Origin of the sequence: Rudaea sp. (assembly GCF_047601565.1) — a bacterium.
Lineage (GTDB): Bacteria > Pseudomonadota > Gammaproteobacteria > Xanthomonadales > Rhodanobacteraceae > Rudaea.
The window spans coordinates 1,447,329-1,459,405 of the sequence record NZ_JASGIY010000001.1 but is presented as its reverse complement, the minus strand read 5'-3'; the positions used below and the strand labels follow the sequence as shown (position 1 = coordinate 1,459,405).

Below are 12,077 nucleotides of genomic sequence, written 5' to 3'. Positions count from 1 at the left end.
TCCGACCGTCATGGCGGCGATTCTACGCACCCGCAAAGCGTGCGGCGTGGCCGATCCAGCGCGCGATCAGGCGCTCGGCGAGGTCGAGATGGTCGCGCAGCAGGACTTCGCCGACGCGCTGCACGGCCGGCAGCAAGTGCGCGTCGCGCGCCAGATCGGCGATGCGGAAGGCGGCCTCGCCGGTCTGGCGCGTGCCGAGCACTTCGCCGGGGCCGCGCAGTTCGAGATCCTTCTCGGCGATGCGGAAGCCGTCGTTGGTCTCGCGCATCACGTCGAGGCGCGCCCGCGCCATGCCGGACAACGGCGCCTGGTACAGAAGTACACAACTGGATTTTTCGCTGCCGCGGCCGACGCGGCCGCGCAACTGGTGCAGCTGGGCAAGGCCGAGGCGCTCGGCGTTCTCGATGACCATGAGGCTCGCGTTCGGCACGTCGACGCCGACCTCGATCACGGTGGTCGCCACGAGCAGCGAGAGATCGCCGGCCTTGAATGCCTCCATCGCCGCCTGCTTTTCCGCCGGTTTCATGCGGCCGTGGACGAGACCAACGCGCATGCCGGGCAACGCGGCGGTCAGTTCGGCATGCGCCACTTCGGCCGCCTGCGCTTCGAGGACTTCGGATTCCTCGATCACCGTGCAGACCCAATACGCCTGCCGCCCTTCCGCGCAGGCGGCGCGGATGCGCTCGACGACTTCGCTGCGCCGCGTGCCGTTGAGCACGACGGTCGCGACCAGCGTGCGGCCCGGCGGCAGTTCGTCGATGATCGAGACATCGAGGTCGGCATAGGCGGTCATCGCCAGCGTGCGCGGGATCGGCGTCGCGGTCAGCACGAGTTGATGCGGAATTTCGTCTCCCGACCGGCCTTTCTCGCGCAGCGAAAGGCGCTGGTCCACGCCGAAGCGGTGCTGCTCGTCGATGATGACGAGGCCGAGCCGGTCGAACTCGACGCCTTCCTGCATCAGCGCATGCGTGCCGATCGCGATCTGCGCAGAGCCGCGCAAGCTGTTTAGCGCGGCGGCGCGCGCCTTACCTTTGAGCTTGCCGGCAAGCCAGACGACTTCGACGCCGAGTGGAGAAATCCATTTGTGGAAATTGGCGAAATGCTGCTCGGCGAGCAGTTCGGTCGGCGCCATCAGCGCGACCTGCTTTCCGGCCTCGACCGCGGCGAGCGCGGCGAGCGCGGCGACGACGGTCTTGCCCGAGCCGACGTCGCCCTGGACGAGGCGCAGCATCGGCACGGCCTCGCCGAGATCGCGCGCGACCTCGGCGGCGACGCGCGTCTGCGCCTTCGTCGGCGCGAACGGCAACGCGGCAAGAAAGCACTTGCGCAATTCGCCGCCGCCGCGCAGCGCGGGCGCCGAGTGCGCACGCAGCCGGTTGCGCAGGCGCTTGAGCGAAAGATGCTGGGCCAGCAACTCCTCGAAAGCGAGGCGCTGCTGCGCCGGATGCGTGCCGAGGCCGAGCCGGGTCAGATTCGCATCGGGCGGCGGCCGGTGCACGTAGAGCAGCGCGTCGCGCAACGATGTCAGCCGGTTCGCTTCGCGCAGCGGCGGCGGCAGCAACTCGAGCGCCTCGTCCTGCGGCAATTGCGCCAGTGCACGCTGTATGAGGCCGCCGAGCCGCTTCTGGCCCAGACCTTCCGTCGTCGGATAGATCGGCGTCAGCCGCTCCTCGACCTCGCTGGCCGCATCCTCGGCCAGGCGCCGGTATTGCGGGTGCACCATCTCAAGACTGTGCTGGCCGCGGCGCACCTCGCCGTAGCAGCGCAGGCGCGTGCCGACGGCAAGCTGGTCGACCTGCGCATTGTTGAAATGAAAGAAGCGCAGCAGCAAGATCGATTGCGAATCGTCGGCAATCGCGATCTTCAGCTGCGGACGGAAACGAAACCCCTTTTCGATCGCCTCGATGCGCCCTTCGACCTGCGCCGTGTCGCCGATGCGCAGATCGCGGATCGCGCTGATCCGGGTCTTGTCCTCGTAGCGCAACGGCAGATGGAACCAGAGATCCTGCAGCGTGAGCAGACCGAGCCTCGCCAACGACGCGCGCAGCGCCGGGCCAACGCCGGGAAGCGACGTCAACGAAGCGGCAGGAGACGGCATGGCGAAGCTTATCTTCTCCCACCGGGAGAAGGTGGCGCGAAGCGCCGGATGAGGGAGATGCCTCTCACCTCCAAACGGCGCAACAGTCTGCACCGCTTTTCCCTCATCCGCCCCTGCGGGGCACCTTCTCCCGATGGGAGAAGGGAAGAAGAATCAATCCGCCACCGCGATCATGTCGACTTCGACCTGAGCGCCCCTCGGCAGGCCCTTGACCTCGATCGTCGAGCGCGCCGGATAGGGCTGCTGAAAATATTCGGCCATCACCGCGTTGACCGCGGCGAAATTGCCGAGATCGGTGAGATAGATGCCGACGCGCACGACTTTGTCGAAGCCGATGCCCGCCGCCGTCGCCACGGCCGTGAGGTTCTCGAACACGCGCCGCGCCTGCACGCCGATGTCGCCCTCGACGAGCGCGCCGGTGGCCGGATCGAGCGGCGTCTGTCCGGAGAAATAGATCGTGTCGCCGACGCGTACGGCCTGCGAATACGGGCCGATGGCCTTGGGGGCATGGTCGCTGTGAATGATGGTGCGGGGCATCGAGATCTCCTTCGGGATTTGGGACAAGCTTACACAGTGCCCGTCATTCCCGCGAAAGCGGGAATGACGGGCACAAGGCGTCAGACGGGATAGCGATAAACCCCGTGCACGACGTGCGCGCGGCGCACGCGGTTCATCACCTCGTCGAGATGGTGCAGGTCGCGCACTTCGATCGTGAACATCAGCGCGGAGGTGTTGAGGTCGCGGTCCTGGTATTCGACGTTCTCGATGTTGGAGTCGGCGCCGGCGATCGCGGCGGCGATGGTCGCGAGCACGCCGGGCTTGTTCTCGACGACGATGCGCAGGCGCACGCGGTAGTCGCCGGCGACGTCGCGGTCCCAGCCCATCGCGATCATGCGCTCGGGCGTCTTGCGGTATTCGGCCACGTTCGGGCAGTCGATGCGGTGGACGACGATGCCCTTGCCCTGCGAGAGATAGCCGAAGATCTCGTCGCCCGGCACCGGGTGGCAGCACTGACCGAAGCTGAGCACGCCGCGTTCGCTGCCGGTGATGAGCACTTTTTCCTGCGCGCGCCGTGCGGCCCGGGTCTTGCGCGCCGCGCCTTCGGCGAGCGCCGTCGCCACCTGGTCGGGCATGCGGTTGCCGAGCGCGATGTCGGCGAGCAGTTCTTCGAGGCGCTTGAGCTTGGCGTCGGCGAGATAGCGGTCCAGCGTCTTCAGCGGAATCGCATCGAGGGCCACGCCCTGCGCTTCGAGCGCGCGGTCGAGCATGCGGTGGCCGAGTTCGACCGCGTCCTCGTGCTGCAGATGCTTCAGGTTGTTGCGGATCGCGACGCGCGCGCGCGCGGAGACGACCCATTCGAGCCACTGCGGATTCGGCTGAGCCGACGGCGCGGTGATGACTTCGACCGTCTCGCCCGAGTTCAGCCGCGTGCGCAGCGGCACGAGCTTCTTGTCCACGCGCGCGGCGACGGCGTGGTTGCCGACGTCGGTGTGGACGAAGTAGGCGTAGTCGAGCGCGGTCGCGTTGCGCGGCAGCGAGAAGATCTTGCCCTTCGGCGAGAACAGGTAGACCTCGTCGGGGAACAGATCCACCTTGACGTTTTCGAGGAACTCGGCCGACGAGGTTTCGCGGGCCTGGGTGTCGATGATGCGCTCGACCCAGTCGCGCGCGCGCGACTGCGCGGAGTTCGCGGGCTCCGAGGTGGTCTTGTAGACCCAGTGCGCGGCAACGCCGCGTTCGGCGGCCTGGTCCATTTCCGCGGTGCGTATCTGGATCTCGATCGGTGCGCCGAACGGCCCGAACAACACGGTGTGCAGCGACTGGTAGCCGTTCGCCTTCGGGATCGCGATGAAGTCGCGGAAGCGGCCGTCGAGCGGTTTGAACAACGAATGGATCGCGCCGAGCGCGTGGTAGCACTGCATCGTGCTTTCGACGATGACGCGGAAGCCGTACACGTCCATGACCTGGGCGAAGGTCTTGTGCTCGGCGTGCATCTTCGAATAGGTCGAGTACGGCGTCTTGATCCGGCTCATGACCCGGCTCGGGACGTGTTCGGCGACGAGCTTGGCGGCCAGCGCGGCCTCGATCTTGCCCATCGCCTCGCGGCGGTTGCCGATCACGCCCTTGATGCGCTCGGAGATGATGCGGTAGCGGTCGGGATAGAGTGCGCGGAAGCCGAGGTCCTGCAGTTCCGAACGGAAGCGGTTCATGCCGAGACGCTGCGCGATCGGCGCGTAGATGTCGAGCGTCTCGCGCGCGATGCGCCGGCGCGAGGCGGGCGCCATGCTGCCGAGCGTGCGCATGTTGTGCAGGCGGTCGGCGAGCTTGATGAGGATGACGCGCAGGTCGCGCGCCATCGCCAGGAGCATCTTGCGGAAGCTCTCGGCCGCGGCGTCCTGCAGGCTGCGGAACTTGACTTTGTCAAGCTTGGTGACGCCGTCGACCAGCTCGGCTACGGTGGAACCGAACTTCGATTCGATCTCCGCGCGCGGCAATGGGGTGTCCTCGAGCGTGTCGTGCAGGATCGCGGCGATGATCGTTTCCGCGTCCATGCCGAGTTCGGCGAGGATGGTCGCGACCGCGACCGGATGCGTGATGTACGGTTCGCCGCTCTTGCGCGTCTGCCCGGCGTGCGCGTGCGCGCCGACCACGTAGGCCTCGCGCACGCGCGCGACCTGCTCGGCGGGAAGATAGGCGGAAAGGCGCTGTTCGAGCGCCAGCACGTCGGCAGGGACGGTTTCCTGCGCCGCCGTGCTCATGACCGCGGTCCTAGCGCGCTGCGCGGAGCGACGGAACGGCGGCGGCGCGCGGACGCCGTGTGGGCAACGCGCGCGCGAGCGGAAGGCGGCGGCTTACGCCATCGCTCACAGATCGTCGCCCTTGAGGTCGTCCTCGACTTCGGCGGCGGCCCATTCGAGCGCCTCGCGCTCGGCTTTCTCGCGCGCGGCCTTGTCGACCTCGTCGATCAGGTTCTGGTCGATCCTGCGGCCGGCGATCTCGCGCAGCGCGAGCACGGTCGGCTTGTCGTTGGCGGTATCGATCGTCGCCTCGGCGCCGTTGGCGAGCTGGCGCGCGCGCTTGGTCGCCATCAGCACGAGTTCGAAGCGGTTGTCGACCACTTCCAGGCAGTCTTCTACGGTAATGCGGGCCATAAATACCTCGGGGAAACAAACTGCGAAACCCAAGCCTCGCGCGACGCGACGAACCGGCGCGGAATTCTCGACTCGTCTCGAAGGCGCCGCTTCGGCGGCGCGGGCACGTGGCGGCAAGCTGACGTGCGACACCACGATCGATCGCACGAAACGCACGCGGACTCGGAAATGTATGATTCGTATTGTAGCTGCTGGCGCGCGCGACGCGCAAACCGGATCGGGGCGAACTGAACTGCACCTGTACTCGCGAGTCTTGAAAGTGGGCGGCAACGCCGCAATTGCGTACCCTTGCGCGTCAGACAGGGAAACGCGTCCCGCGCGTTGCGGAAAACCCACGGACAGCTCACCGATGCCGAAGATCTCGACACCTTTCTCACGTTTTGCCTCGATCGCCGCCGGCATGGCCGTCCTCGCCGGCTGCGCGACGATCCAGCCGCCGCGGCGGGACGATCCGTACGAGAAGTTCAACCGAAAGATGTACGCGTTCAACGATTTCGCCGACCGCGTCGCGATCCGGCCGGCCGCGGTCGGCTATCGCAAAGTCACCAATGAAACCTCGCGCCGTCTGATCAGCAACTTCTTCGCCAACATCGAATCGCCGATCACGATCGTCAACGACATTCTCCAGGGCAAGGTGAAGTACGCCTTCACCGCGACCGGCCGGCTGGCGATCAACTCGACGGTCGGCGTTCTCGGCCTGTTCGATCCGGCCAGCGAAATGGGCATTGACGCGCACACCACGGATTTCGGCGTGACGATGGCCAAATGGGGCGTGCCCGAAGGCCCGTATCTCGTACTGCCGCTGATCGGCTCGTCGAGCGGTCGCGACATGGTCGCGTTCCCGGTCGACTCGTATGCGCTCGATCCGCTGTCGTGGTACGCGCGCAACCACAGCTTCGATTGGAATGCGCAATACCTGCCGATCGTGGCGTATCTGGTGACGCTGCGGTCGAGCGCGATGGATGCGGAAGGCCTGCTCGAAGGCGTCTACGACCCCTACATTTTCTACCGCGACGCCTACCGCCAGCGCCGACTGTACAAGATCTACGACGGCAATCCGCCGATGGAGGCGATCCAGGCGCTGCAGGGCAACGACAACATCGACGTCGACAAGTTGCTCGAAGAACAGCAGCAATACGAGAAAAAGCAGAAGCAGCCGTAGCGCGCCCGGGCGCTTTCAGACCAGCACCACCTCGACGCCCGCATCCTGCAGCGCCTGCACGTATTCCGCGGGCGCCGCGCCGTCGCTGACGACCTTGTGCAGACCCGACAGCGGCGCGATCACCGACAGGCTGCGCTGGCCGAACTTGCTCGCATCGAACACGCCGATCACCTCGCGCGAAACGCGGATCATCAGCGCGTTGAGCGTCGCCTCCTGCGGGTCGGGCGTGGTCACGCCGACTTCCGGATCGATGCCGTCGACGCCGAGGAACAGGCGGTCGGCGGAAAGCTGCGCGAGCATCTGCTCCGCGCCCGGGCCGACCAGCGAATGCGAACTCGCGCGCAGCAAGCCGCCCAGCATCATCACGCGGATCGCCGGGATCGCGCCGAGTTCGAGCGCGATGTGCAGGCCGTTGGTGATCACGGTCAGTTCGCCCCACTTGCGCGCCCGCAGCGCGCGCGCGACCTCGATCGTGGTCGAACCCGAGTCGAGGATGATCGTATCGCCGTCCTCGACGAGCCTGGCCGCGGCCTGGCCGATGCGCCGTTTCTGCGCATGGCGGCGCGTTTCCTTGATGCTGAGCGGCGTGTCGATCTCGTGCGCCGGCGCGGGCAGCGCGCCGCCGTGCGAGCGCACGATCGCGGCGTTGCGCGCGAGCGCTTCGAGGTCGGCGCGGATCGTCACCGGCGAGACGCCGAAGCGCGCGGCGAGTTGCTCGACCGTCGCGCGACCGTCGCGCTCGACCTGCTCGACGATGAGGCGGCGGCGCTCTTCGACGAGCAGCCGCGAAGGCGGAGGCGGGCGGGTCATGCGGTCGGCGGCAATCCGAGGAGACGAGCGGCGTTGTCGTGGTAGATCTTGCGCAGTATCGCATCGGGCAGGCCGATGCCGTAAATCGACCAGCGGCCCTGCGGCGGAATCGCGGCCGGGGCATAGTCGAAATATTCGTCCTCGGTTTCGAGGAAACGATAGTAGATTTCGTAGAGCGCATCGCCGAGCAACTGCTGCGGCACCTCGTCGCCCCACGGCGGCGGCACCGCGTCGGTGCCGAACAGGATGCGGTCCTGCCAACGCTCGAAGAATTGCCGGCTCGCGCGCGGCTGACGGCCGAGTTCGCCGACCCGCGCGCTGATGTCGACATGCACGTTGGCGTGGCGATCCATGCACGCGGAAATCGCGGCGAGGTCCTCGGCCTGCGAACCGACATGCATCAAGACGAACGTCGTCTGCGGATGGCGCGCGATCACGCGGTCGCGCGCGGCGATCAGTTCGTCGTAGCCCGGGAATTCCGCGCCGTAGAACGACCAGTCCGGATGGTTGGCCAGTTCCTCGTAGCGTTCGTTGTGCGCGTCGGTCGGCAGGAAGAACGCGGCGGGGTCGGCGCTGTGGATGAACACGGGCAGGCCGACGTCCGCGCAGGTCGCCCACATCGAATCGAAGCGGCGATCGTCGATCGCGAGGCGCGCGCCTTCGTCGACGCGTTCGCGCAGGTAAAGCCCCAGCGTCTTGAGCAGCTTGAGGCCGCAGGCGCCGGCGCGCTTGGCGTGCGCGAGCGCATCGGCCTGGCGCTGCGGATAGTCGGGTTCGGCGATGTGCTCGAACGACGGCTCGGTCATGGTCAGGAAGCGGCGCGGCGCGGCGCGGTCGAAACGCTCGATCGCGGCTTCGAGTCCCCTGCCGACGCCTCCGGTCAAGTTGACCATCGCGCGGATGCCCTTGCGTTCCATCAGTGGAAGAATTCCTTCCGGCGAGGCGAACCAGGTCATCTCCTCGCCGACCGACACGCCGTTGCGCGTCGAACTCATCCACGACAAGTGCGTGTGCACGTCGATCACCGGGAAGCGCGGACGCTCGATGCGCGTCTCGCGCACGCGCAGCATGCTGCGCGGCTGGAAATCGCCGAGCCGCAGTCCGGCCTTTCCGGCGTCGCGCGCAGTCTGCAGCGGATTCTTGCCGACGCCGCCGCGCACGATAGACAGCGGCGGCGAGCAGCAGAAACAGCGCGCCCGTGGCGGCGGCGCAACGGCGACTCTGCGCTGTGGCGAGTTTTTCATCATTCCTCCCGAGCTTTCGTTTTACGCGATACGGAATTGACTTGAATCTTTCGTTTTCTTTCGTTTATACTAGAGATCATTCATCGAATACTTTCATTTTATATCTTTTTCCGATGCCAGTCTCCTCCGACACGCTTTCGCCTTCGACCGAGCTTGGCCGGCTTCTCTCCGCCACCGCGGAACAGCAAGGGCGGGCCGGTTATGCGGACACCCTGCGCGAGATCCTGCAGCAACCGCAGACCTGGCGCGATACCGCCGGCCTGCTCGCCGGATCGACCGTCGCCGCGCTGCTCTCGCAGGCGCTGATTCCGCGCCCCGAGCATATCGTGCTGACCGGCTCGGGCAGTTCGGTGCATGCGGGCGAGTGCCTCGCCGCGGTGCTGCAGGCCGCCCTGCGCATCCCCTGCCGCGCGATACCGGCCGGCGATTTGCTCACCCACGCGCGGGGTACGCTCGCCCCGGGCCGCGGCCTGATCGTGTCGATCGCGCGCTCGGGCGATTCCCCGGAGAGCGCCGCCGTGGTCGATTCGATCCTCGCTGCGGCGCCGGCGTGCACACACCTCGTCGTCACCTGCAATGCGAAGGGGCGGCTCGCGACGCGCTATCGCGACGAGCCGCGCGTACGCGTGCTGCTGCTCGACGCGCGCACGAACGACCGCAGCCTGGTGATGACGAGCAGTTTCACCAACCTGCTGCTTGCCGGAGGCGCGCTCGCGCCAGACGAAACGTACGCGACGCATTCCGCAGCGGCGGCCGATATCGCGCAGCGCGTGTTCGATCGCCATGCCGACGCGCTCGCGATGATCGCGCGCAGGGACTTCGCGGCCGCGGTGTATCTCGGCAGCGGTCCGGCGCTCGGCGCCGTACGCGAATCCGCGCTGAAGATGCTTGAGATGTCCGGCGGTGCGGTGACGACGATGGCCGAGACATTTCTCGGCCTGCGCCACGGTCCGATGTCGGCGCTCAATCGTCCGAGCCTCGTCGTCGCCTTCCTCTCGGCGCAGGCGAGCGTGCGCGACTACGAATACGATCTGTTGCGCGAGCTGGATCGCAAGCAGCTCGGCCTCGCGCGCGTCATCGTCGGCGAGAACATTCCGGCCGGCGTCGTCGCCGCCGGCGATCTGGCGATCGATCTGCCGGGTCTCGACGCGCTCGGCGAGACGCAGCGCCACATGATCGACATCGTCGTCGGCCAACTGCTCGCGTTCTTCCGCTGCCTGCATCTGGGCCAGAAGCCCGACGCGCCTTCCGCCGGCGTGCTGACGCGCGTGGTCGAGGAATTCGCCATCCACCCGGCCGGCGAGGCGCGATGAAGCGAGGGATCGTCATTGCAGGTGAAATCAACGTCGACCTGATCTTCGCGGGCGTGCCTGCGTTGCCGCAGTTCGGCCGCGAAACGCTCGCGGAAACCTATGCACAGTGCCCGGGTTCGTCGTCGATGATCCTCGCGATGGGCTTGGCGCGGCTCGGCGATCCGGTCCGCTTCGTCGGCCGCTGCGGCGACGATCCCTTCGGCCGGTTCTGCCTCGAAGCGCTGCGTGGGCGCGGCGTCGACACCGCGTCGATCGCGATCGGGGGCGGCGTGCGCACCGGCGTGACCGTGGCGATCTCCTCGCAAGCCGACCGCGCCCTGCTTACCTGGCCCGGCGCGATCGCCGCGCTCGGCGCGGACGACGTAAGCGATGCCGTGCTCGCCGGCGCGCGGCATCTGCACGTGTCGTCGTACTACCTGCAAACGACGCTGCGCCCCCGGCTCGGCGAATTGTTCGCGCGCGCGCGCGCGGCCGGGCTCTCGACCTCTCTCGATCCCGGTTCCGATCCCGAGCAACGCTGGGGACGCGAGCTGATCGAGGTGCTGCGCCACGTCGACGTGTTCCTGCCGAACCAGAGCGAGGCCTGCGCGATCAGCGGCGGCGACACGCCCGAGGAAGCGCTGCGCGTGCTCGACAACGGCGCCACGCGCACCGTCGTCAAGGCCGGCAGCCGCGGTGCGATGACGCTCGATGCGGGCAAGGTGCTTTCCGCATCCGCCTGCGCGACGAATGCCGTCGACACGACCGGTGCGGGCGATTCGTTCAACGCCGGTTTCCTGCACGCGTGGCTGCGCGACCTGCCGCTGCTCGACTGCCTGCGCTGGGGCAATGCCTGCGGCGCATTGTCGACGCGCGGGATCGGCGGCACCGCAACCCAGGCCACGGCCGACGAAGCGCTTGCGCTGGTCGGGTCGCGATGACGGACAACGGATCGGGACGAACGCCATGAAAGCACTGCTCGACATCGTCGCACGCCATCGTTCCGGCCAGCCGGTCGGCATCGCGTCGATCTGTTCGGCGCACCCCGTCGTGCTCGACGCTGCGCTGATCCACGCCCACGAGAACGGTCGCCCCGTGCTCATCGAGGCGACCTCGAACCAGGTCAACCAGTTCGGCGGCTACACCGGCATGCGGCCGGCGGATTTCCACGCGTTCGTGATGGACCGGGCGGATCGCGCGGGACTCGCGCGCGAACAGGTGCTGCTCGGCGGCGATCATCTCGGCCCGAACGCGTGGCAGGACGAAGCGGCGGCAGCGGCGATGGCGAAAGCCGACACGCTGATCGACGACTACGTCGCCGCGGGTTTCCGCAAGATCCATCTCGACTGCTCGATGGCGTGCGCGGACGATGCGCCGGTGCTGCGCGATACCGAAGTGGCGGCGCGCGCGGCACGCCTCGCCGCCGTCGCCGAGCGCGCATGGCGGCGCAGCGGCGGCGCGGCGCCGGTCTATATCGTCGGCACCGAAGTGCCCGTGCCGGGCGGTGCGAAAGAAGAGTTGGACGAGTTGCAGGTCACGCATCCCGAAGCGATGGCGGCGACGGTGGAGGCGCATCGCAGGGCGTTCGCGGCGCAGGGTCTCGACGAGGCATGGCAGCGCGTGATCGGCATCGTCGTCCAGCCCGGCGTCGAGTTCGACCATCACGACGTCGTCGATTTCAAGCCGGAAAAAGCGCGCGCGCTCAGCGCCGCGATCGAGCAATTTCCCGGTCTCGTCTACGAAGCGCATTCCACCGACTACCAGACGCCCGACGCGCTCGCCGCCCTGGTGCGCGGCCACTTCGCGATCCTCAAGGTCGGCCCCGGCGTCACCTACGCCTTGCGCGAAACCTTGTGGGCGTTGTCCGCCATCGAGGACGAAATGCTGCCGGCGTCGAAACGCTCCGGCCTGCGCGACGTCGTGCTCGGTGTCATGCGCGCGGAGCCGAAGTACTGGAACAAGTATTACACCGACGGGAGCCGCCTGACCCTCGACCTGCAGTACAGCCTGAGCGACCGCGTGCGCTACTACTGGGCGCATCCGCAGATCCAGGAAGCGTGCGCGGCGTTGCTGCGCAACCTCGACGCGATCTCGCCAACCGGCGCGCTGCCGCTGGCCTTGCTCGGCCAGTACCTGCCACGGCAGTACGAGGACGTCCGCGCCGGACGGTTGACCAACTCCGCGGCCAATCTTCTGCGCGCGGGCGTGACCCATGTCCTGCGCCAGTATGCGCAAGCCTGCGCGCAGACGCTTTGAGCGGGCGGCTTCGGCAACGAAAATGACGCGCCTGCCCTGCATGACGACTTCCAGCAACAGGAA

At 67.5% G+C, this 12,077-nt stretch carries 10 protein-coding genes; 4 read left to right on the top strand and 6 right to left on the bottom strand.

The annotated features are described in order from the left end of the window. Nucleotides 1-22: 22 nt before the first annotated feature. The 4 genes from recG to rpoZ all read right to left on the bottom strand — a co-directional run bounded on the left by recG (nucleotide 23) and on the right by rpoZ (nucleotide 5,250). Entirely contained in the window at nucleotides 23-2,098 is a 2,076-nt protein-coding gene (recG, locus tag QM741_RS06260; RefSeq protein ID WP_415206865.1) for an ATP-dependent DNA helicase RecG, read from the bottom strand. 153 nt (nucleotides 2,099-2,251) lie between these two features. Continuing rightward, complete coding sequence (locus QM741_RS06255; protein WP_415206864.1) at nucleotides 2,252-2,635, bottom strand: RidA family protein; 384 nt, start codon at nucleotides 2,633-2,635, stop codon at nucleotides 2,252-2,254. A gap of 80 nt (nucleotides 2,636-2,715) precedes the next feature. Further along, nucleotides 2,716-4,857 carry a RelA/SpoT family protein gene (locus tag QM741_RS06250; RefSeq protein WP_415206863.1) on the bottom strand — a complete coding sequence of 714 codons (2,142 nt, stop codon included), beginning with the start codon at nucleotides 4,855-4,857 and terminating at the stop codon, nucleotides 2,716-2,718. Between the two features lie 105 nt (nucleotides 4,858-4,962). Continuing rightward, complete coding sequence (rpoZ, locus tag QM741_RS06245) at nucleotides 4,963-5,250, bottom strand: DNA-directed RNA polymerase subunit omega (RefSeq protein WP_415206862.1); 288 nt, start codon at nucleotides 5,248-5,250, stop codon at nucleotides 4,963-4,965. 349 nt (nucleotides 5,251-5,599) lie between these two features. Between rpoZ and QM741_RS06240 the strand changes: the two genes are divergently transcribed. Then, entirely contained in the window at nucleotides 5,600-6,412 is an 813-nt protein-coding gene (locus QM741_RS06240) for a VacJ family lipoprotein (RefSeq protein ID WP_415206861.1), read from the top strand. A 15-nt stretch (nucleotides 6,413-6,427) separates the two neighbouring features. Here QM741_RS06240 and agaR read toward each other — a convergent pair whose 3' ends face one another. Then, nucleotides 6,428-7,222, bottom strand: coding sequence for a transcriptional repressor AgaR (gene agaR / locus QM741_RS06235; RefSeq protein ID WP_415206860.1), 795 nt, complete (start codon nucleotides 7,220-7,222; stop codon nucleotides 6,428-6,430). Then, on the bottom strand, nucleotides 7,219-8,466 hold the full coding sequence (locus QM741_RS06230) for an amidohydrolase family protein (RefSeq protein ID WP_415206859.1): 1,248 nt from the start codon (nucleotides 8,464-8,466) through the stop codon (nucleotides 7,219-7,221). The genes agaR and QM741_RS06230 overlap by 4 nt, the downstream gene beginning before the upstream one ends. Before the next feature lie 113 nt (nucleotides 8,467-8,579). On the opposite strand from QM741_RS06230, the gene QM741_RS06225 reads away from it, so the two are divergent. The 3 genes from QM741_RS06225 to QM741_RS06215 are packed head-to-tail and all read left to right on the top strand — an operon-like array spanning nucleotide 8,580 to nucleotide 12,014. Beyond that, entirely contained in the window at nucleotides 8,580-9,779 is a 1,200-nt protein-coding gene (locus QM741_RS06225; protein WP_415206858.1) for an SIS domain-containing protein, read from the top strand. After that, nucleotides 9,776-10,699: a carbohydrate kinase family protein gene (locus QM741_RS06220; protein ID WP_415206857.1), complete on the top strand. Its 924-nt coding sequence runs from the start codon at nucleotides 9,776-9,778 to the stop codon at nucleotides 10,697-10,699. Before QM741_RS06225 ends, QM741_RS06220 begins: the two co-directional genes overlap by 4 nt. 25 nt (nucleotides 10,700-10,724) lie before the next feature. Continuing rightward, nucleotides 10,725-12,014: a D-tagatose-bisphosphate aldolase, class II, non-catalytic subunit gene (locus tag QM741_RS06215; protein WP_415206856.1), complete on the top strand. Its 1,290-nt coding sequence runs from the start codon at nucleotides 10,725-10,727 to the stop codon at nucleotides 12,012-12,014. Nucleotides 12,015-12,077: the final 63 nt, after the last annotated feature.

Excerpts from the sequence above, each read along its gene's own strand:
- recG (WP_415206865.1), bottom strand. The coding sequence starts at position 2,098 with ATGCCGTCTCCTGCCGCTTCGTTGACGTCGCTTCCCGGCGTTGGCCCG.
- QM741_RS06255 (WP_415206864.1), bottom strand. The coding sequence starts at position 2,635 with ATGCCCCGCACCATCATTCACAGCGACCATGCCCCCAAGGCCATCGGC.
- QM741_RS06250 (WP_415206863.1), bottom strand. The coding sequence starts at position 4,857 with ATGAGCACGGCGGCGCAGGAAACCGTCCCTGCCGACGTGCTGGCGCTC.
- rpoZ (WP_415206862.1), bottom strand. The coding sequence starts at position 5,250 with ATGGCCCGCATTACCGTAGAAGACTGCCTGGAAGTGGTCGACAACCGC.
- QM741_RS06240 (WP_415206861.1), top strand. The coding sequence starts at position 5,600 with ATGCCGAAGATCTCGACACCTTTCTCACGTTTTGCCTCGATCGCCGCC.
- agaR (WP_415206860.1), bottom strand. The coding sequence starts at position 7,222 with ATGACCCGCCCGCCTCCGCCTTCGCGGCTGCTCGTCGAAGAGCGCCGC.
- QM741_RS06230 (WP_415206859.1), bottom strand. The coding sequence starts at position 8,466 with ATGAAAAACTCGCCACAGCGCAGAGTCGCCGTTGCGCCGCCGCCACGG.
- QM741_RS06225 (WP_415206858.1), top strand. The coding sequence starts at position 8,580 with ATGCCAGTCTCCTCCGACACGCTTTCGCCTTCGACCGAGCTTGGCCGG.
- QM741_RS06220 (WP_415206857.1), top strand. The coding sequence starts at position 9,776 with ATGAAGCGAGGGATCGTCATTGCAGGTGAAATCAACGTCGACCTGATC.
- QM741_RS06215 (WP_415206856.1), top strand. The coding sequence starts at position 10,725 with ATGAAAGCACTGCTCGACATCGTCGCACGCCATCGTTCCGGCCAGCCG.